Below are 19,279 nucleotides of genomic sequence, written 5' to 3'. Positions count from 1 at the left end.
AGTTATAAATCGCGCTGTTGAGCGTTAGATCAAACAATGGGCGGCATGGCCGGAAATAGATTGATGCAAGAACAATATAATCCCTCAGAAATTGAAGCCTTAGTGCAAAAGCACTGGCAAGAACATAAAACCTTTGAAGTCACTGAAGATGAAAGCAAAGAGAAATTCTATTGTCTTTCTATGTTTCCGTATCCTTCAGGCCGTCTTCACATGGGCCACGTTCGTAACTACACCATAGGTGATGTTGTAGCACGATATCAACGTTTGCAAGGTAAAAATGTTTTGCAACCGATTGGTTGGGACTCATTTGGTCTGCCAGCTGAAAATGCCGCGATCAATAACAAGACCTCTCCAGCACCGTGGACTTACGAAAACATCGACTACATGAAGAACCAACTTAAGTTATTAGGTTTTGGTTATGATTGGAGCCGTGAAATTGCCACCTGTACGCCTGAGTATTATCGTTGGGAACAGTGGTTTTTCACTCAGTTGTATGCAAAAGGCTTAGTTTACAAAAAAACATCATCTGTAAACTGGTGTCCAAACGACGAAACGGTACTGGCGAATGAGCAAGTACAAGACGGCTGTTGCTGGCGTTGTGACACAGAAGTGGTACAGAAAGAAATTCCACAGTGGTTTATTAAAATCACTGACTACGCAGAAGAATTGTTAAACGACATCGATACGTTAGATGGCTGGCCTGAACAGGTTAAAGCGATGCAACGTAACTGGATTGGCCGCAGTGAAGGTATCGAAATGACCTTTGACGTTGCTGACCGTGACCACAGCTTTGATATCTATACCACCCGTCCAGATACATTAATGGGCGTGACTTATGTTGCCATTGCAGCAGGTCATCCACTTGCAATACAAGCTGCTGAAAACAATCCGCAATTAGCTGAGTTTTTAGAAGAATGTAAAAACGCTGACACCACTGAAGCTGCGATGGCCTCAATGGAGAAAAAAGGCGTTGCAACTGGCTTGCAAGCTGTTCACCCAATTTCGGGTAAACTTGTGCCAATTTGGGTCGCTAACTTTGTATTAATGAATTACGGCACGGGTGCGGTAATGTCAGTGCCTGCTCATGATCAACGCGATTATGAATTTGCGACTAAATACAACTTGGCTATTGAAGCGGTCATTAAGCCAGTAGATGGCGACGTAGACGTTAGCAAAGAAGCGTACACCGAAAAAGGTGTGGTGTTTAATTCAGGCGATGCATTCGCTGAGTTAGACGGTTTAGATTTTCAAGCTGCTTTTGAAGCCATTGATGCTAGATTAACCGCAGAAGGCAAAGGTAAACGTCAAGTAAACTACCGTTTACGCGACTGGGGTGTTTCTCGTCAGCGTTATTGGGGCGCACCAATTCCAATGGTTACCCTTGCTGATGGCACTGTGGTACCTACACCTGAAGACCAATTACCCGTCATTCTGCCAGAAGATGTGGTAATGGATGGCATTCAAAGTCCAATTAAAGCTGACAAGGCTTGGGCCGAAACCACAGTCAACGGTCAGCCAGCAACCCGTGAAACAGATACCTTTGATACCTTTATGGAATCATCTTGGTACTACGCACGTTACTGTAGCCCTCATGCAGATGAAATGTTAGACCCAGCTAAAGCGAACTACTGGTTACCTGTAGATCAGTATATTGGCGGTATCGAACACGCCTGTATGCATTTGTTGTATTTCCGCTTCTTCCACAAGTTATTACGTGACGCAGGGTTAGTGAACAGCAACGAACCGGCTAAACAGTTATTAACTCAAGGCATGGTACTGGCAGACGCCTACTACTATACCAACGAAAAAGGTGCCCGAGTTTGGGTGTCACCTTTAGATGTTACTGTAGAAGAAAAAGACGATAAAGGCCGTATTCTTAAAGCCGTAGACAGTCAAGGCAATGAGCTGGTTTACACCGGCATGAGCAAGATGTCAAAGTCAAAAAATAACGGTATCGACCCGCAAGTGATGGTCGAAAAGTACGGTGCTGACACCGTCCGTTTATTCATGATGTTTGCATCGCCTCCAGAGCTAACACTTGAGTGGCAAGAGTCTGGCGTTGAAGGAGCACACCGCTTCATTAAGCGTTTCTGGAAATTGGCAAGCGACCATGTTGCTGCTGGCCCAACAGAAGCACTTGATACCAGCAAGTTAAATGCTGATCAAAAAGCCCTTCGTCGTGAACTACACAAAACGATAGCGAAAGTCAGCGATGACATTGCGCGTCGTCAAATGTTTAACACCGCCGTTGCCTCAGTAATGGAATTGATGAATCATTTGCTAAAAGCACCACAAGAAAGCGCACAAGATCGTGCCTTGCTTGCTGAAGCGCTTTCTGCAGTGACACGCTTACTTTACCCAATCGTGCCGCACATTGCCTTTACCGTGTGGAAAGAACTCGGGAACCAAAGCAACATCGAAGACAGCCGCTGGCCAGAAGTTGACGAGTCTGCATTAGTTGAAGACAGTAAACTGATTGTGGTTCAAGTTAACGGTAAGGTACGTGCAAAAATCACCGTAGCGGCAGACGCATCTAAAGAAGATGTTGAAGCATTAGGTATGAGTGACGAACATGTACAAAAACACACTGAAGGCTTAAGCATACGTAAAGTGATTTACGTGCCAGGCAAACTGTTAAGCATTGTGGCTAATTAATCCTTAACCACTACAGCAATACCCTGTGAGAGTGAGCAACTCTCACAGGTTGTAATATTATTAGCAGTAAAATAACTTACCTTATAGCGGTAAGTTATTTATGTTAACCATGTCAATATACAAGGATGCCTCCCCTCACTATGCTAGCCAAAAATATCTGTTTAGCCATAATGACAATGGTACTACTGACGAGTGCTGGTTGTGGCTTTAAACTGCAACGCAGTTACTCTATTCCAGCAGAATTAGCCGAGTTACATTTAAGTAGTAGCGATGAGTACAGCGAATTAACCCGCTTGGTGCGCGACCGATTACGCATCAACCGTATTAGCCTTGTTGATGCAGCAGAAAAAACGCCGACCTTGCGATTAATTACTGACACATTAGAACGTGCCACCTTGTCACTGTATCCAACCGGTAACGTGGCAGAATACGAACTTATTTATGTCGTCCATTACTCGGTTACGCTACCGGGAGAAGAACCACAAGAGTTTGACACCGAAATCCGCCGTGATTATCAAGACGATCCACGTACCGCATTGGCCAAAAGTCGCGAAATGGAATTGTTGTTAAAAGAAATGCGAGTGCAAGCAGCCGACTACATTATTCAAACCCTGGCATCAATTGGAGCGCAATAATGCGGGTGTACCCCGATCAACTAAAACAACACTTAAAAAACTTACCTAATTGTTTTTTATTGTTTGGCGATGACCCTTGGTTGATTGAAAATAGTAAGCAGCAAATTTTAGCAGCAGCTAAAAAACAAGGTTTTGAAGAGCGTGTTCAGCTCAGCCAGGAGACCGGTTTCAATTGGGGAGATTTAACCCAAGAATGGCAAGCCATGAGTTTATTTGCTAGCAGGCGAATAATAGAATTAACCCTGCCACAAGGTAAACCCGGCACCGACGGAGCTGCGGCATTTCAATCCCTGTTACAACATCCTAATCCAGATATGTTATTAATTGTGCAAGGCCCTAAGGCCAGTGCAGAACAAACCAACAGCAAATGGTTTAAATCGCTCGACGCTAAAGGTATCTATTTACCGTGTACCACACCTGAGGGTAAACAATTTGAGCGTTGGTTAGACGTACGAATTACCCATTATGAGCTCACAGTGCATCATGATGCCAAAGCCATGTTGTTTACGTTATTTGAGGGTAATTTACTCGCAGCTGAACAAGCCATGCAATTGCTGCAACTGCTTAGCCCGAAGCAAAATATTACGCCAGAGCAACTCAGCGAATATTTTGAAGACCAATCTCGTTTTAGCGTGTTTCAATTGTGTGATGCCATATTGGCAAACCATCAAAAACAGGCCCAGCACATGCTGTCACAGTTACAAGCTGAAGGGACTGCTATGCCTATTTTGATGTGGGCATTATTTAAAGAGATTAATTTACTGCTGACACTCAAACTTGCCCAACATAATGGCGAACAACTGAATCAATTGTGGGGCAAATATCGAATTTGGGATAAACGTAAACCCCTGTATCAAGCCGCACTGACACGGTTAGACCTTGACCATATCGAACACATGCTCGCTTTTGCCTCAAAACTTGAGTTAAACCTGAAACAAAAAGGCATCGAAGACTGGATTGGCTTAAGCCATTTTTGCATTTTGTTTGATCCACGCGCCCACAATAGATTGGCTCACATCGAGTTAACTGATTAGAGTTAACCGACTGGATTTACCTACAAGGAAGGACTATACATGCGAATTGGTATATTGGGCGGCACCTTTGACCCCATCCATCTAGGACATATCAATCCAGCCTTAGACGTCAAACAGCAACTCAATTTAGACCAAGTCTGGTTAATGCCAAACCATATTCCACCCCATAAAAATACTACTATGGTCAGCAGCTTTCATCGCCTTGAGATGGTCAAGCTTGTGTGTCAGCATTACCCTGAGTTTCAATTATGCGATATCGAAATCAATCGAGACACCACTTCCTATAGTGTCACCACCCTGACCTTATTGACCCAACAATACCCACAACATGAGTTCTTTTTTATTATGGGAATGGACTCATTTATCCAGTTGCCGCTATGGCATCAATGGCAATCGCTGTTTTCATTGTGTCACATTGCATTATGTCAGCGCCCTGGATGGACTATGGACGCCCACAGCGAAATGGCCAAGGAACTGCTATTTAGGCAAGCTACCATCAACGATGCAAATCAATCACACCGGACTAAACACGGTAAAATATTCAGTGTAAACAGTCAGCTTATTGATATTTCCTCTACAGAAATCCGCCAGCGATTACAGCTAAACGCCGACACCCAATCCGTATTACATCCATCGACACGCGACTATATTGAACAGCACCAGCTTTATCGATAACTCAAAAGATTAATTTACCGTGGATTAAATAAGCTTAATTGCGCATTCACAGTGAATTTGAGTATAATACTCCGTTAATTTTTACTAATGAGGTACATCGCGTGCAAGGCACCGAGCTAAAAGATTTCGTTATCGATAAAATCGATGATTTAAAAGCAAAAAACATTACTGTTTTAGACGTGTCTAAACAGTCAACCATTACAGACACAATGATCATCTGTACTGGTACATCAAAAACTCACGTTCGTTCTATCGCAGAGCATGTTGTCGTGTCAGCTAAAGACGCTGGCGAACAGCCTCTTGGTGTTGAAGGTCGTGACAGCAGCGAATGGGTACTGGTTGATTTAGGTTCAGTTATTTTGCATGTCATGCAAGAACAAACTCGTGCTTATTACGAGCTTGAAAAACTGTGGTCTGAACACAGCGCCTAATGAAGTTACAGCTTATTGCCGTTGGCACCAAAATGCCTGACTGGGTTACCCGAGGTTTCGAAGAATATCAACGCCGTTTTCCAAGAGATATGGCTTTGGAACTTATCGAAATCCCTGCGGGTAAACGCGGAAAAAATGCAGATATCGCCCGAATTTTACATAAAGAAGGCGAATTAATGCTAGCGGCGGTAGCCAAAGGTAACCATATTGTTAGCTTAGATTTACCTGGCAAAAATTGGGTAACCCCCGAACTCGCTGAGCAAATGACAAAGTGGCAATTAGATGGCAGAGATGTCAGCTTACTGATTGGTGGCCCAGAAGGACTCTCACCTGCTTGTAAAGAGGCGGCCAACCAAAGCTGGTGTTTATCGGCCTTAACCCTACCGCATCCTTTGGTCAGGGTTATTGTTGCAGAAAGCCTTTACCGCGCATGGAGCATAAACAACAACCATCCGTATCACAGAGAATAAGCTTAGTCGAACCGTTAATTAGGCTTATCGATAATGATTATCATGCAACTCTTTTTTTCATATTCATCAGCTGCTAAAGTGATTCTTTTTATTTAACCTTCCATTTAATAACGACGGGGAAAGCATAAGTGTCGCCAAAAAAGCGCATTACCATGCATGATCACGCCGCAGAAGCTGCGTTGTTTAAACGTCGTGCATTCTTTACATTCCTCTGCGTTTTTGCACTACTTTGTGTGCTTTTTTCCAATCTTTATCATCTACAAGTTGTGTCTTATAAAGACTACGAAACGCGTTCAAATGACAACCGCATCCGTGTAGTACCTACCGCTCCCAGTCGCGGACTCATTTACGACCGTCATGGTGTGCTGTTAGCTGAAAACCAGCCGTATTATTCGCTTGAACTAATCCCTGAAAAAGTATCAGACATTAATGTAACGTTAGATGAGCTCAACAAACTCATTGAACTCACACCAGATGAACGTGAAAATATCACCGAAACACTGAAGTTTCATAGACGATTCAAGCCGTTAACCATTAAAAACAAACTAACTGAAGAGCAAGTAGCAACCTTCAGCGTTAACCAATATAAGTTTCCTGGTATTTACGTCGAAGCAGGCTTAAAGCGTCACTATCCTTACAACGAACTCATGACTCATGTCCTTGGATACGTAGGTAAAATTAACACCCGCGATAAAGCGCAACTTGAAAAAAGCCAGCAATGGAAAAACTACGCGGCCACCAAAGATATTGGTAAACAAGGCATTGAAAAATACTATGAAGGTTTACTCCATGGCATTCCAGGCCACCTTGAAGAAGAGGTCAATAACCGTGGCCGAGTGATCCGCACTTTAAAAGTCACCCCACCACTTCCTGGGCAAGATATTTACTTAACCTTAGACTTAAAACTACAGCAAAAGGCCATGGAATTACTCGCCGGACGCCGTGGTTCTGTTGTAGCCATCGATCCTCGCGATGGCGGCGTACTGGCGATGGTTTCAAGCCCATCATACGACCCAAATCCATTTGTGCATGGCATTAGCGGTAAAGCGTATGCCGACTTATTAAATGATAAATCGCGCCCATTGATAAACCGCTCTACTCAAGGACAATACTCTCCCGCATCAACCATTAAACCGCATGTGGCTTTACTCGGGTTAGAAGAGAAAATCATTAACGAACGCACAAGAGTATGGGATCCAGGTTACTGGCAAATGCCCGGTGTTGAGCGTAAATGGCGCGACTGGAAAAAATGGGGTCATGGTTGGGTCGATGTGTACCATGCCATCGTAGATTCATGTGATATTTTCTTCTACGACTTAGTCTATAAGGTCGGTATTGATAAAATGGCCACGTTTATGGAGCCGTTTGGCTTTGGTAAAAGTACCGGCATTGATATATTTGAAGAGTCTGACGGCGTTATGCCGTCAAGGGATTGGAAACGCATGCGTTATAACCAGCCTTGGTATAATGGCGACACGATTTCTGTCGGTATTGGTCAAGGTTATTGGACATCTACACCACTGCAATTAGCTAACGCGGCAGCGATCATGGCCAATAAAGGTAAACGTTTTACGCCACACTTGTTAAAATCTTTTAAAAACAATACCGTAAAAATTGACACACCCATTGATGAGCAAGCACCAATTAAACTTAAAAATGAGCGCAATTGGGACATCATAAATGAAGCAATGCGTCAAACCGCAGACAAATCGCGTTTTACAGATGCCACTTACACCGCGGCAATGAAAACCGGTACCGCTCAGGTATTCAGTGTCGCCAAAGACCAAAAGTACAATGCCGATACCATCGCAGAACACCTTCGCGATAACGCATTGATTATTGCTTATGCACCCTACGAAAACCCACGCATTGTATTAGCCGTGGTATTAGAAAATGCTGGCTGGGGTGGCGCGAACGCAGGCCCATTAGCAAGAGCATTACTCGATGAGTATATTTTACGTGACGAATGGGCCATCAAACCTTGAATAATCATCCACACCAACAGTCATTTTGGCAAAAGATACACATAGATGTGCCGCTACTCAGTGGCATTTTAGTGCTTATGCTATTCGGTTTATTTGTGATTTATTCAGCCAGTGGCGAAGACCCAGCAATGATGGAACGCCAATTAGTGCGTATGACCTTATCGCTTGGAGTTATGTTTTGTTTTGCGCAAATTAACCCTGAAATATTGAGACGCTGGGCATTACCGATTTATTTGGCCGGGGTAGTGCTATTAGTGGGAGTCGAGTTATTTGGCACCATTAATAAAGGAGCACAACGATGGTTAAATCTTGGGTTTATGGAGTTTCAGCCATCAGAGCTGATCAAATTAGCCTTCCCAATCACGATGGCCTGGTACATCAGTAAATTCCCATTACCGCCTAAAAAGCGTTACCTTGCTGGCGGCGTGGTGATATTACTAATTCCCACCTTACTTATTGCTAAACAGCCCGACTTAGGCACCTCTATTCTGGTCGCTGCATCGGGTGTATTTGTGCTGTTTATGTCAGGAATGAGTTGGCTCATTGTCGGTGGCGCTGTGACTGCAGTGTTATTGTTTTTGCCAGTGCTGTGGTTTTTCTTAATGCACGACTACCAACGTACTCGGGTATTAACCTTGTTTAATCCAGAGCAAGATCCGCTCGGCGCGGGTTATCATATTATTCAATCAAAAATTGGGATTGGCTCTGGCGGTCTTTGGGGTAAAGGTTGGCTTAATGGAACTCAGTCACAATTAGAGTTCTTACCAGAGCGCCACACCGACTTTATCTTTGCAGTGATCGGTGAAGAGTTTGGTTTAATTGGTAGCTTACTTTTACTTTCAATGTATTTATTTGTGATTGGTCGAGGGCTCATTATTGCCTCGCAAGCGCAAACTAGCTTTGCACGGCTTTTAGCGGGCAGCATTACTTTGACATTTTTTGTATACGTTTTTGTTAATATTGGTATGGTATCGGGTATTCTGCCCGTAGTTGGCGTACCACTCCCACTGATTAGTTATGGCGGAACCTCCATGCTAACCTTAATGACTGGGTTTGGTATTTTAATGAGCATTCAAACACATAGACGATTTGTCGACAGATAGGAACTACAGTAAAGATGGCTAAAATCACAGTACAAATCGCCAGCCTAACATTGCTTTGCAGTGTTTTTTTACATGCTAATGCAGCGACAGATAATGATCCACAAACACTCAAAAACGCGTTTGTAAAAGAACAAGTCAGTAAAGGTACCAGTCAGGCAGATGTTGAACAGTTTTTATCAACGTCAACATTTGACCAAAGCATCATCGACGCCATGACAAAACCTTGGGAAGCCAAACCTTGGCATCAGTATTACCCTATTTTTCTTACCGATAAGCGTTTAGAAAAAGGCTTAGCATTTTGGAAAGAAAACCATGCGGTGATCAGTAAAGCTGCCGAGAAATTTAACGTAGACCCACAAATTATTGTTGCCATTATTGGGATTGAAACCTTTTACGGCGGATACATGGGCAACCACCGTGTACAAGATGCGTTATACACTTTAGGCTTTTATTACCCACCTCGCGCAACATTTTTCCGTAGCGAATACGCTAATTTAATGGCGCTCATTAAAGAAGAAAAGCTCGATAACAGCACCTTAAAAGGCTCTTATGCTGGCGCGATGGGTTACGGTCAGTTTATCCCTTCAAGCTATCGTCATTACGCTGTCGATTTTGATGGTGATGGCAGAAGAGATTTATTAACCAGCAAAGCCGATGCCATTGGCAGTGTGGCAAATTACTTCCATCAACATGGCTGGCAAAAAGGTCAACCGGTAGCGTTGTTGCTCAACCACACCTCAAACCAAGCACCTAAAGCTAAAGTTTGGACCAAAGAAAAGCTCCACTATAAGGTGTCTGACATTCTCAGCCCAAGTCTGAGCTTAGCGAATAATCAAGATATTGATGCATCGCAAAAAGCATTATTAGTAAAGTTAGATCAGCCAGACAATGCGGAATATTGGCTAGGACTTAAAAACTTTTATGTCATTACCCGATATAACAGAAGCCCACTTTACGCCATGGCGGTTTATCAATTTAGCCAGCAGCTTAATGCTCACTATCAACGCTAGGTAAATCAACATGCAAATATCTTTTCGCCATATTTTGTTCGCTGCGTGTTGTAGCGTCTTGCTTTTTGGTTGCTCGTCCAATGACAGCAGCAGTCCAACTAAAAAAGCAGGCAGTAAAAGTCGTTACCAAATGGCTGACGATCGCTACCCTGATGATGCGCCAGATGTGAGCCTGGTTAAAAATGCCCAACCTAAATATGAACCATACAGCCGCCAAGGTAATCGCGATTACACCGTGTTAGGCAAAAGTTATAAGGTACTCGATTCGGGTAAAGGCTTTAAAGAGCAAGGCCATGCCTCTTGGTATGGTTCAAAGTTTCATGGCCATTTAACGTCAAATGGTGAAACATATGACATGTACACCATGTCTGCCGCACACAAAAACTTACCATTACCGAGCTATGTTAAAGTCACTAATTTAGACAACAATAAGCAAATTATTGTTCGAGTGAACGATAGAGGCCCGTTTCATGACGGCCGTGTTATCGACTTATCATACGCTGGTGCTTACCACCTAGGCATGCTGGCAAAAGGGACTGCGCGAGTAGCAATCGAAACCGTTTATGTGCCATCGCCTGAGCAACGAGTCATCAGTGATTTAAAAGATAACGACAACCATTTTATTCAAGTCGCCGCCTCAAAAGACAAATTACGCGTGAACATGCTTGCAAGACAACTTGAAAATAAATATTCAGTGTCCTCACGAGTAAGCTCATCGAATGGTATTCACCGATTACAACTTGGGCCAGTTAAGCAAATTCATTTAACCAATAAGTTGCTCGATAAATTGCAAGCTGAAGGTTATCCGCAAAGCTTTATTGTGCCTTAACAAGGTGATGATTCACCGAGAATGAAAGAACCTTAATGCGAAATGGTTGTCTACTCATGTATAATCATTAACAATTATTAAAATTGATTTTTTGTCTTTTCTTCGACTAACCAGAGACGTGCCTAATTCATGATGACTTTTAAGACCGCTCAACTCACTTCAATGCTTTTTGCATCAGTAGTGTCTTTTTCTTCTCTTGCTGCTACCCCGCAACCAGATCCGCGTCCTACACCCAATCGCGCTCCGATGGTAACCCCAGATGCGCCAAGCGTTGCGGCTAAAGCTTATGTGTTAATGGATTATAATTCTGGCCGAGTTATCGCAGAAGAAAATGCTTACGAAAGCTTAAACCCAGCCAGCTTGACCAAAATGATGACAAGTTATGTGATTGGTCATGAAGTTCGTGAAGGTAATATTTCATTAGATGACGATGTCATCATCACCAAAAATGCCTGGTCAAAAAACTTCCCAGACTCATCGAAGATGTTTATTGAAGTGGGTAAAACGGTCAAAGTACACGACTTAAACCGCGGTATTATTATTCAATCTGGCAACGATGCGTGTGTGGCGATGGCTGAACACATCGCAGGTACCGAAGGTGCATTTGTTGACTTAATGAACTCATGGGCCAAGCAATTGGGCATGAAAGACAGTTATTTTGAAAACTCACATGGTTTAGATTCAGACAATCATAAAACTACCGCGTACGACATGGCTTTATTAGGCGCAGCACTTATTCGTGATGTACCAGAAGAGTACCGTGTATATTCTGAAAAATCGTTTACTTACAACGGTATTAAACAGTACAACCGTAACGGCTTATTGTGGGATAAAAGCTTAAATGTTGACGGAATTAAAACCGGACACACCTCTGGCGCAGGTTATAACCTCGTATCATCTGGTACTAGCGAAGGTATGCGTTTAATTACGGTCGTAATGGGCACAGCAAGCGAGTCTGCACGTAAAGCGGAAAGTAAAAAACTGCTTAACTACGGTTTCCGCTTTTTTGAAACGATTACCCCTTACAAAGCTGGTGATACTTTTGTTACCCAAAATATTTGGTATGGTGACAGAGCAACCGTTGATTTGGGTGTAATGACTGACACGCCAATCACCATCAACCGTGGTAAAGCGAAAGATTTACAAGCTAACTTTGAATTAACTAAAGAGTTAACAGCACCACTCGCTAAAGGCGAAACTGTAGGCCGGGTATATTTCCAACTTGATGGTCAGGATATTGCTCAATACCCGCTAGTGACATTAAACGCTGTTGAAGAAGGCAGCTGGTTTAGTAAGCTAATGGATTACTTTAAGCAAATGTTTGCTGGCTGGTTCGAATAACTCGGTTTTGTAAACCACATTTGAATCAACAAATTAAAGTCGCATTTTTGCGACTTTAATTTTTTCAGGTCGATAAGACTTGAATCGGGTATAATCGCCACCATATTTAAGTCATAGCCAACCCAATTGAGTAGCCAATGTTAGATACAACTTTTGACCAAGTAATGGAATTTCCTAATTCATGTCCATTCAAAGTGATTGGTGATGCCGATGACACACTTGCTGACCGCGTTGTCGCAGTAGCACAACAACTTGCACCTGGTGATTATGTACCAACAGTAAAAGCATCAAGCAAAGGCAGTTACTATTCGGTCACAATCCGTATTACCGTTACCAGTAAAGAACACATCGAAAAAGCGTATATCGATCTTGCCGCAATTGACGGTGTAAAACGCGTACTGTAACTCAAATAGAGTCAGCATTTGCGTAAAACTTGAGTATAATACTCAGGAATTACTCATACCATTTACCTAGGGGAGACGTTGCCCTTGCAAGCAAATACACTGCACATTCGCCATTTAGGCATGCAAGACTACGAGTCGATTTGGCATGCTATGCAGGAATATACTGACACCCGAGACTCAAACAGCCAGGATGAATTATGGATTGTTGAGCACTCGCCAGTATTTACCCAAGGCCAAGCAGGTAAAAGCGAGCATATCCTTAACCCAGGCGACATCCCCGTTATTCAGGTAGATCGTGGCGGCCAAGTCACCTATCACGGTCCAGGCCAGTTAGTGGTATATCCACTTATTGATATCAAACGTAATAAAATAGGCGTGCGCCAATTGGTTAACAATATTGAGCAAAGTATTGTTGATATGCTGGGCCAATATAATATCGAAGCTTATGCTAAAGCCGATGCACCTGGCGTGTATGTAAACGAAAGAAAAGTTGCTTCTTTAGGGCTGCGTATTCGTAAAGGTTGTTCATTCCATGGTTTAGCACTCAATGTCGACATGGATTTAGCGCCGTTTCAACGTATTAATCCGTGTGGTTATGCCGGTTTAGAAATGGTGCAATGTAAAGCCTTAGGTGGACCGCAAACCGTGCTAATTGCCGGTGATAAATTAATCCAAACCTTTAGCCAAATTATGGGCTATCAACAACTTGTACATCATCAAGGATTAGCAGAATAATGAATAGGCCTGAAAGATTACAACCAGGTGTTAAATTGCGTGATGCTGAAAAAGTCGCGCGAATTCCTGTCAAAGTCGTGCCATCTGAGCGCGAAACGATGTTACGTAAACCAGATTGGTTACGTGTAAAGTTACCGGCGTCGAATCAACGTATTCTTGATATAAAAGCAGCACTTCGTAAAAATGGATTACATTCTGTTTGTGAAGAAGCATCATGCCCTAACTTAGCAGAATGCTTTAATCACGGTACGGCGACCTTTATGATTTTAGGCGCTATTTGTACCCGTCGTTGTCCATTTTGTGACGTTGCCCATGGCCGTCCATTAAAGCCTGATGCACAAGAGCCAGTAAAGTTAGCTGAAACCATCAGAGATATGAAGCTTAAGTATGTGGTTATCACCTCAGTAGACCGTGATGATTTACGTGATGGCGGCGCGCAACATTTTGCTGATTGTATCCGTGAAATCCGCTTATTGAACCCTGAAATCAAAATCGAAATTCTAGTGCCTGATTTCCGCGGCCGTATTGACGCTGCGTTAGACATCTTAGCGACTGAGCCACCAGATGTGTTTAACCACAATTTAGAGACAGCGCCTGCGCATTATCGTAAAGCACGTCCAGGTGCTAACTATCAGTGGTCATTAGACTTACTCAAACGCTTTAAAGAGCGTCATCCAAATGTACCGACTAAGTCGGGCTTAATGATGGGTCTGGGTGAAACTAACGAAGAAATCGCGCAAGTATTACATGATCTTCGTGCGCATAACGTCGAAATGCTTACGCTAGGCCAATACTTACAACCATCTAAATTCCACTTACCAGTTGAGCGTTACGTGCCACCTGCAGAATTTGATGAGTTAAAAGCGCTGGCTGATAGCATTGGATTCACCCATGCAGCTTGTGGACCTTTGGTACGCTCAAGCTACCATGCAGACTTACAAGCTCAGGGTAAAGAAGTTAAATAGCCCGAGATCAGGGTAAATAACCTTTTTTGACCAATAAAAAACAGCGCTCAAGCGCTGTTTTTTTATATCTGCAATATCAAGTAAAAGACAAGAGTAAGGATAAATAAAGCTTATAAAGCTTTATCCATCAAAATAGCATCTTCATTGCCATCACTGGTTTGGTAATAGTTTTTGCGTCTACCAGATTCACTAAAACCGACTTTCTCGTACAAACCTTTAGCAGAAGTATTTGACTCACGCACCTCAAGCATCATCACAACAGCCTGAGCTTGTTTCGCTTCGCTCAAAATGTGCCGAATCAGTAATAATCCTAGCCCCTGGCCTTGATAAGCTGGCGCAACACAAATATCAAGCAAAGTCGCTTCATCGATAATTTGCTGCACAATCGCAAACCCCAGCAGTTCACCTTGTTGCATCACCCCAACCGCACGATATAAGGGGCTAAAACAGTCTGCTAGGCCTGCTTCTGTCCACGGATGAGTATGAGATTGCTTTTCAATGTTTGCCATTGCTGTAACATCTTCAAGGCTAAGCACAGAAAGAATATAAGCTTCAGTGTTGTGCATTACGCTCACCCTTATCTGTTTGTTGCTTATCAAGATGCTGGCTGATTTGCAGCCAAAGTTGGCGCTTCTCTTGGGGGGTTACAGGTAAGTCGCTTAACGGCGCACTGACAATCCACGCCACTCTCGGCCTAACTTTAACTTTACGCATGTCCCAAACCACTTGAGGACCTTTGACCATTTCACAGTCAAACTCACACAGATCAATCTCTACGCCCAATAACCGCAATACATCAACCATTAGAGTGAGGTTGCTAAGATCGGCATCAAGATCATGCAGCACAAGATAAGGTTTACTTGGTTTATCAGCACTACGCCAGCGAGTAATGTTCATCGCATCTAAAAAAGCTGATTGGTCCATTAGGCTCTCATTGCTAGAATTTAATTCACTGCCAAGCATAGCAGCTAAGCGCGTCGGTAAAAAGAGACGCATCACACGCAATCAGCCCATGTAATGTTTAAAATGATCACAACATCGGACTGATAAAATTAAATATCCATCCAATTAAGGTAAATGAAATCAATAAAATACTAAACACGATGATCAGTAATCGCCATTGCATGACTTGCTTAAGTAAAATGAACTCAGGAAAGCTTGCTGCAACCGTTGCCATACAAAAAGCTAATGTTGTACCAATGGGCAAGCCATTCATAATCAAGCTCTCCATAACGGGGATAACCCCTGTAGCATTAGAGTATAAAGGTATACCAATCAATACAGCAGCAGGTACTGACCACCATTGACCATTGCCTAAATGGTTTTCAATCCAACCATCAGGAACAAAACCGTGCAAGGCTGCGCCAAGTCCAACCCCAATAATGACCCACTTCCACACTCGGCCAAATATATCTAAGGTCTCGTCTTTAGCAAATTGATGACGCTGAGCAAACGTCATGGCTGTTTGCGTTATGTCGCTATTACTCTGATTAGTTTGTGCCTGACCTTTTTCAAGCGCTTTGGCGGCAAATGACTGTAACCATTTCTCGGCATGAATCGCATCTAAAAATGCTCCCGCCAATATGCCAACCGACATACCAACTGCGACATAAATAACAGTAAACTTCCAACCGAGAAGACTGACGAGTAGCAAAATAGCCACTTCGTTAATTAATGGCGAGGTAATAAGAAATGCCATAGTGATCCCCACGGGGATCCCCGCAGAGGTAAAGCCGAGAAAGACCGGAATGCTCGAACATGAGCAAAATGGGGTTGCCGCACCAAAAACCGAGCCCATAAAATAACCGACAAAGCGATTTTTACCGGCTAAGTAATCCCTCACTCGTTCAACATTCAGGGAAGCTCGAACCAGAGCGATGACGTAAATCATCAGCAAAAGCAGAGCAAAAATCTTAGTGGTATCTTCAATAAAGAAATGAATCGCGTCAGCAAGCTTAGTATTGGGATCTAAGTTAAATATCCCGTAAGTGAGCCACGTTGCTAAATCAGAAAAAATTTGCAACATCATTGGACCGCCTTAAAAGCGTAAGCAAGATGTATTCAACACGCTTATGCATTGAAGAGATTAGGTAAAAATACTATATGCCTTACATATGAAATTTCATATGTCATAGATCGTATTTTTGAAACATTATTGATACTAAAAAGTATTACGGGGAGCAGCATGACAAATAATAGCTTTTTTGCTTGGAATGTATTTAGTGGTTTCCGATCTGCATAAAGCAGATTTAACTAATTACTTTCGAGTATATACGCAGAACAGGGACTCGGAGTTGCAACTATGGCTGCAGGCTCTTGAGTCGCATTGTTATCGTCAAGCATGAATAACTTGCCTACGGTATCAGTTGGCACTTTATCAATTGATGGCAGTAAAGCCGCTTGAGTTATTAAAGAAGCGATGATTTACGCGAACATTATTGGCAGCTATTTGCCCGAGAAATCAAACCAATTGGAAGCTTAGCCGCCTTGTGATGGCTGCATATTTTGCCACAAAAACTTAAACATTATCTGGAGCTATTATTTAAAGGTCGGCATAGTTATGTCACTACCTGTATTGTTTGCCACAATCACAGTTCATTTACCTGCCTAATTGTTACAGAGGCACTAAATCGAATATATAGTGCCCATGTCAAATATGGTTAACGACTTAAATTAAGGAAATTCAGATAATTAAAGCTAAACATGCGCTTGTAATAAAGTAGTTATTTCATCAACGGTAGCGAGTCGACCACTTAATAGAACCTTGTCATCGACCACAAGAGCCGGAGTAGACATCACGCCATAATTCATTATTTGCGCGATATCTGTGACTTTTGACACGTTAAAATCAACATTTAATGACTTTGCAGCTTCAGTTGCTGCATCTGTGAGTTTTTGACACTTAGTGCAACCCGTACCAAGTATTTTGATTTCCATCTTACCGCTCCTATGATTAAGAAAAAATCTCATTATCGATTTTATAATCTCACCAAAAGTAAGCCAAAAATCAGTCTATTAATGTGATCAGTTACTAAATTTAGTTATTCAACAGTCCTCAATGTACCCTAGTATTGTAAAGGGTTATCAAGGGCCACTGTAAGCTCCTATGTTTAAGGGGAATGGGTAGATATAGAGAGTAAACTCACTAAAATAGCGGCAAAATACAGTTATGCTTAAGTCTAATCGACAAGGGGATCAACACATTAGGATATAGGTGAATTGCGACCGATTAAATTCTGAATTTAATAGCCACTAAAAAAGATGGTCATAGGCAGACCTTGTAGGCTTCTTTGTTTAGGCTATATTTATTCGTTTACTATGCAGCGATTTAGAAGTTGATATTTGTTTATTTCCCAGCCGCCATTCCATGCTTAAAAACTACACTTTCGATATAAAGATATTTCTGTGTGTTCATATTGATGCAATCGACATACAGAAAAAACATGTTTATGAAAGATGATTTAATCGACATGTTTGACTATTTTTAAGATCGAATGTCGATAGTATCAACATTAACTAAACTGCCAACAGTGCTTGTTTAGTATTATCCTGCACAGTACATAAATGTTTGATGCAGCCTTGACTAACAAATTGCTGACAAAGAAGAGATGAACAATATTGCATCACTTGAATTTATCAGTTTAAAGAAAGGAAATTTGAAGTAAACTACGGAAAAGACAAAGGCCTAGCATTTCTGCTAGGCCTTCTAAATTTGGCAGGGGTGGCAAGACTCGAACTCGCAACCATCGGTTTTGGAGACCGCTGTTCTACCAATTGGAACTACACCCCTGTTGACGAGTGCATTATGCTAAAACAGCCCCCAAAGGTAAAGCATTTTTTCAATATATCAGCTCAATTGCAGTTTTTTCAGGCAAACTAACGTGTTTATTGAAGCAGAAAAAAGTGATATTGAAATATAACTAACAATAATACCAATACTTTGGGGAATCACTCAGCGTCTTAATACTGTTGAGACGAAACCTTAGCATCACGAGCTTCATAGATAAATAACCTTGTTAAATATCTGATATAAACCTAAAAAACTTTTGAGTACGCTGCCTAATATATCATGACTTGATGCACCATATTAAGGGGCATTTATCTCTTATCGGTTACTGATTTTATTAAACCACAATAATGTTTCTCGGGTTCACTATTGATAGGCAGAAGCTCTCCATTAGATTCGCCGCTTGATAGCGACCCACATTTCCACCTGACTAATTTAGCTGGCCTGCTATTGCTCTCGCGCCTGCTGCACCTCGGCTATCACGGTGTATTGTGATGGCCTGTTGGCGTAATCTTGCTCGTTCAGGTTTCACTAAACCACGATGTTTAAGGTGATAGTGATAGCTACTACGGGGCACTTCAAATAAACAGCAAAGCTGTTTAACGATGTTCTGCTCTCTTGATAACGATTCAATTAATGCTATCGTTTGATGCTGTCTTGCATTAAGAGAGCGGTAGCCTTTTTTAGGATGTCTTTCTCCCATTCAATCTTCTTGATTTTGGCTTCGAGCTCTTGAATGCGCTGTTGTTCTGGCGTGATGGCATTTCCTGATGGTGTAATACCTTCAAATTCTTGCCTGAGTTGAGTCACCCAACGCCTTATTGCTGTTGGACCAACACCTGTGGCCTCACAAGCTTCTTTTGTTGAGTAGCCTTGCTTAATCACGAGATTAGCAGCATCTATTTTAAATTCTGTTGAGTAAGTGGGTTGAGATTTCATTACTTTATACACCGTATTATATTAAGGAGGAGTTTACCTCATATCGGTGTACAGATTCATTATGGACGGCGCAGGTTGGCATCAACAAAAACTAACGGAGGGCTTTGATAACTTGAGTATCCTTAAACTTCCCCCTTATTACCCAGAACTCAACCCTGTAGAACAAGTGTGGCAATGGCTTCGTCAAAATGAACTTGCCAATCGTTGTTTTAGTGGATATGACGATATTGTTGAACAGTGCTCAATTGCATGGAATCACTTTATTGCAGAGCCTGAAAGGG

The 19,279-nt window shown here is 42.3% G+C and carries 19 protein-coding genes, 1 tRNA gene and 1 pseudogene; 15 read left to right on the top strand and 6 right to left on the bottom strand.

The window, feature by feature from the left end:
* Positions 1–63: 63 nt before the first annotated feature.
* From leuS to lipA, 14 genes are all read left to right on the top strand, one after another.
* Positions 64–2,655, top strand: a complete 2,592-nt coding sequence (leuS, locus tag AC19MV_RS16050; RefSeq protein ID WP_498308893.1) for a leucine--tRNA ligase — start codon at positions 64–66, stop codon at positions 2,653–2,655.
* Between the two features lie 140 nt (positions 2,656–2,795).
* On the top strand, positions 2,796–3,290 hold the full coding sequence (locus AC19MV_RS16045) for an LPS-assembly lipoprotein LptE (RefSeq protein WP_432399475.1): 495 nt from the start codon (positions 2,796–2,798) through the stop codon (positions 3,288–3,290).
* A complete protein-coding gene (gene holA / locus AC19MV_RS16040; RefSeq protein ID WP_498308795.1) occupies positions 3,290–4,324 on the top strand; it encodes a DNA polymerase III subunit delta in 1,035 nt (344 codons plus the stop codon). Before AC19MV_RS16045 ends, holA begins: the two co-directional genes overlap by 1 nt.
* A 39-nt stretch (positions 4,325–4,363) precedes the next feature.
* On the top strand, positions 4,364–4,999 hold the full coding sequence (nadD, locus tag AC19MV_RS16035) for a nicotinate-nucleotide adenylyltransferase (protein WP_498308793.1): 636 nt from the start codon (positions 4,364–4,366) through the stop codon (positions 4,997–4,999).
* A 101-nt stretch (positions 5,000–5,100) separates the two neighbouring features.
* Complete coding sequence (rsfS, locus tag AC19MV_RS16030; protein WP_188955967.1) at positions 5,101–5,430, top strand: ribosome silencing factor; 330 nt, start codon at positions 5,101–5,103, stop codon at positions 5,428–5,430.
* Entirely contained in the window at positions 5,430–5,900 is a 471-nt protein-coding gene (gene rlmH / locus AC19MV_RS16025) for a 23S rRNA (pseudouridine(1915)-N(3))-methyltransferase RlmH (protein WP_432384832.1), read from the top strand. The genes rsfS and rlmH overlap by 1 nt, the downstream gene beginning before the upstream one ends.
* 128 nt (positions 5,901–6,028) lie before the next feature.
* Positions 6,029–7,885, top strand: a complete 1,857-nt coding sequence (mrdA, locus tag AC19MV_RS16020; protein ID WP_498308791.1) for a penicillin-binding protein 2 — start codon at positions 6,029–6,031, stop codon at positions 7,883–7,885.
* A complete protein-coding gene (rodA, locus tag AC19MV_RS16015; protein ID WP_498296874.1) occupies positions 7,867–8,988 on the top strand; it encodes a rod shape-determining protein RodA in 1,122 nt (373 codons plus the stop codon). Before mrdA ends, rodA begins: the two co-directional genes overlap by 19 nt.
* A 14-nt stretch (positions 8,989–9,002) precedes the next feature.
* On the top strand, positions 9,003–9,998 hold the full coding sequence (gene mltB / locus AC19MV_RS16010) for a lytic murein transglycosylase B (RefSeq protein ID WP_498308789.1): 996 nt from the start codon (positions 9,003–9,005) through the stop codon (positions 9,996–9,998).
* Between the two features lie 10 nt (positions 9,999–10,008).
* Positions 10,009–10,827, top strand: coding sequence for a septal ring lytic transglycosylase RlpA family protein (locus AC19MV_RS16005; protein ID WP_498296872.1), 819 nt, complete (start codon positions 10,009–10,011; stop codon positions 10,825–10,827).
* Positions 10,828–10,956: 129 nt separating this feature from the next.
* On the top strand, positions 10,957–12,168 hold the full coding sequence (locus AC19MV_RS16000; protein ID WP_432399482.1) for a serine hydrolase: 1,212 nt from the start codon (positions 10,957–10,959) through the stop codon (positions 12,166–12,168).
* 137 nt (positions 12,169–12,305) lie between these two features.
* On the top strand, positions 12,306–12,572 hold the full coding sequence (ybeD, locus tag AC19MV_RS15995; RefSeq protein ID WP_160054041.1) for a DUF493 family protein YbeD: 267 nt from the start codon (positions 12,306–12,308) through the stop codon (positions 12,570–12,572).
* Between the two features lie 84 nt (positions 12,573–12,656).
* Positions 12,657–13,307: a lipoyl(octanoyl) transferase LipB gene (lipB, locus tag AC19MV_RS15990; RefSeq protein WP_498308788.1), complete on the top strand. Its 651-nt coding sequence runs from the start codon at positions 12,657–12,659 to the stop codon at positions 13,305–13,307.
* Complete coding sequence (gene lipA / locus AC19MV_RS15985) at positions 13,307–14,272, top strand: lipoyl synthase (protein ID WP_432399484.1); 966 nt, start codon at positions 13,307–13,309, stop codon at positions 14,270–14,272. The genes lipB and lipA overlap by 1 nt, the downstream gene beginning before the upstream one ends.
* A gap of 110 nt (positions 14,273–14,382) precedes the next feature.
* On the opposite strand, the gene rimI is transcribed toward lipA, so the two are convergent.
* The 6 genes from rimI to AC19MV_RS15955 form a co-directional block, all read right to left on the bottom strand.
* Complete coding sequence (gene rimI / locus AC19MV_RS15980; protein WP_432399485.1) at positions 14,383–14,838, bottom strand: ribosomal protein S18-alanine N-acetyltransferase; 456 nt, start codon at positions 14,836–14,838, stop codon at positions 14,383–14,385.
* Positions 14,825–15,196 carry a hypothetical protein gene (locus AC19MV_RS15975; RefSeq protein WP_498308786.1) on the bottom strand — a complete coding sequence of 124 codons (372 nt, stop codon included), beginning with the start codon at positions 15,194–15,196 and terminating at the stop codon, positions 14,825–14,827. The genes rimI and AC19MV_RS15975 overlap by 14 nt, the downstream gene beginning before the upstream one ends.
* Positions 15,197–15,302: 106 nt before the next feature.
* The gene (locus tag AC19MV_RS15970; protein WP_498308891.1) at positions 15,303–16,298 is read right to left on the bottom strand and encodes a permease; all 996 of its coding nucleotides are present in this window, start codon (positions 16,296–16,298) and stop codon (positions 15,303–15,305) included.
* 671 nt (positions 16,299–16,969) lie between these two features.
* On the bottom strand, positions 16,970–17,209 hold the full coding sequence (locus AC19MV_RS15965) for a thioredoxin family protein (RefSeq protein ID WP_432399487.1): 240 nt from the start codon (positions 17,207–17,209) through the stop codon (positions 16,970–16,972).
* Positions 17,210–17,985: 776 nt separating this feature from the next.
* A tRNA-Trp gene (locus tag AC19MV_RS15960) sits at positions 17,986–18,062 on the bottom strand.
* A 636-nt stretch (positions 18,063–18,698) separates the two neighbouring features.
* Entirely contained in the window at positions 18,699–18,998 is a 300-nt protein-coding gene (locus AC19MV_RS15955) for a transposase (RefSeq protein WP_248947891.1), read from the bottom strand.
* A gap of 58 nt (positions 18,999–19,056) precedes the next feature.
* On the opposite strand from AC19MV_RS15955, the pseudogene AC19MV_RS15950 reads away from it, so the two are divergent.
* Positions 19,057–19,279 (top strand): annotated as a pseudogene (locus tag AC19MV_RS15950) (transposase); the annotation flags it as partial.

The sequence above is a fragment of the Shewanella sp. MF05913 genome (genome assembly GCF_059758095.1).
Note: the sequence above shows the minus strand (reverse complement) of the source record. Positions and strands in the feature narration are given on the sequence as shown.

Coding starts and splice junctions, on each gene's coding strand:
- leuS (WP_498308893.1), top strand. CDS start 64: ATGCAAGAACAATATAATCCCTCAGAAATTGAAGCCTTAGTGCAAAAG.
- AC19MV_RS16045 (WP_432399475.1), top strand. CDS start 2,796: ATGCTAGCCAAAAATATCTGTTTAGCCATAATGACAATGGTACTACTG.
- holA (WP_498308795.1), top strand. CDS start 3,290: ATGCGGGTGTACCCCGATCAACTAAAACAACACTTAAAAAACTTACCT.
- nadD (WP_498308793.1), top strand. CDS start 4,364: ATGCGAATTGGTATATTGGGCGGCACCTTTGACCCCATCCATCTAGGA.
- rlmH (WP_432384832.1), top strand. CDS start 5,430: ATGAAGTTACAGCTTATTGCCGTTGGCACCAAAATGCCTGACTGGGTT.
- rodA (WP_498296874.1), top strand. CDS start 7,867: ATGGGCCATCAAACCTTGAATAATCATCCACACCAACAGTCATTTTGG.
- mltB (WP_498308789.1), top strand. CDS start 9,003: ATGGCTAAAATCACAGTACAAATCGCCAGCCTAACATTGCTTTGCAGT.
- AC19MV_RS16005 (WP_498296872.1), top strand. CDS start 10,009: ATGCAAATATCTTTTCGCCATATTTTGTTCGCTGCGTGTTGTAGCGTC.
- AC19MV_RS16000 (WP_432399482.1), top strand. CDS start 10,957: ATGATGACTTTTAAGACCGCTCAACTCACTTCAATGCTTTTTGCATCA.
- ybeD (WP_160054041.1), top strand. CDS start 12,306: ATGTTAGATACAACTTTTGACCAAGTAATGGAATTTCCTAATTCATGT.
- lipA (WP_432399484.1), top strand. CDS start 13,307: ATGAATAGGCCTGAAAGATTACAACCAGGTGTTAAATTGCGTGATGCT.
- rimI (WP_432399485.1), bottom strand. CDS start 14,838: ATGCACAACACTGAAGCTTATATTCTTTCTGTGCTTAGCCTTGAAGAT.
- AC19MV_RS15975 (WP_498308786.1), bottom strand. CDS start 15,196: ATGGACCAATCAGCTTTTTTAGATGCGATGAACATTACTCGCTGGCGT.
- AC19MV_RS15970 (WP_498308891.1), bottom strand. CDS start 16,298: ATGTTGCAAATTTTTTCTGATTTAGCAACGTGGCTCACTTACGGGATA.
- AC19MV_RS15965 (WP_432399487.1), bottom strand. CDS start 17,209: ATGGAAATCAAAATACTTGGTACGGGTTGCACTAAGTGTCAAAAACTC.
- AC19MV_RS15955 (WP_248947891.1), bottom strand. CDS start 18,998: ATGAAATCTCAACCCACTTACTCAACAGAATTTAAAATAGATGCTGCT.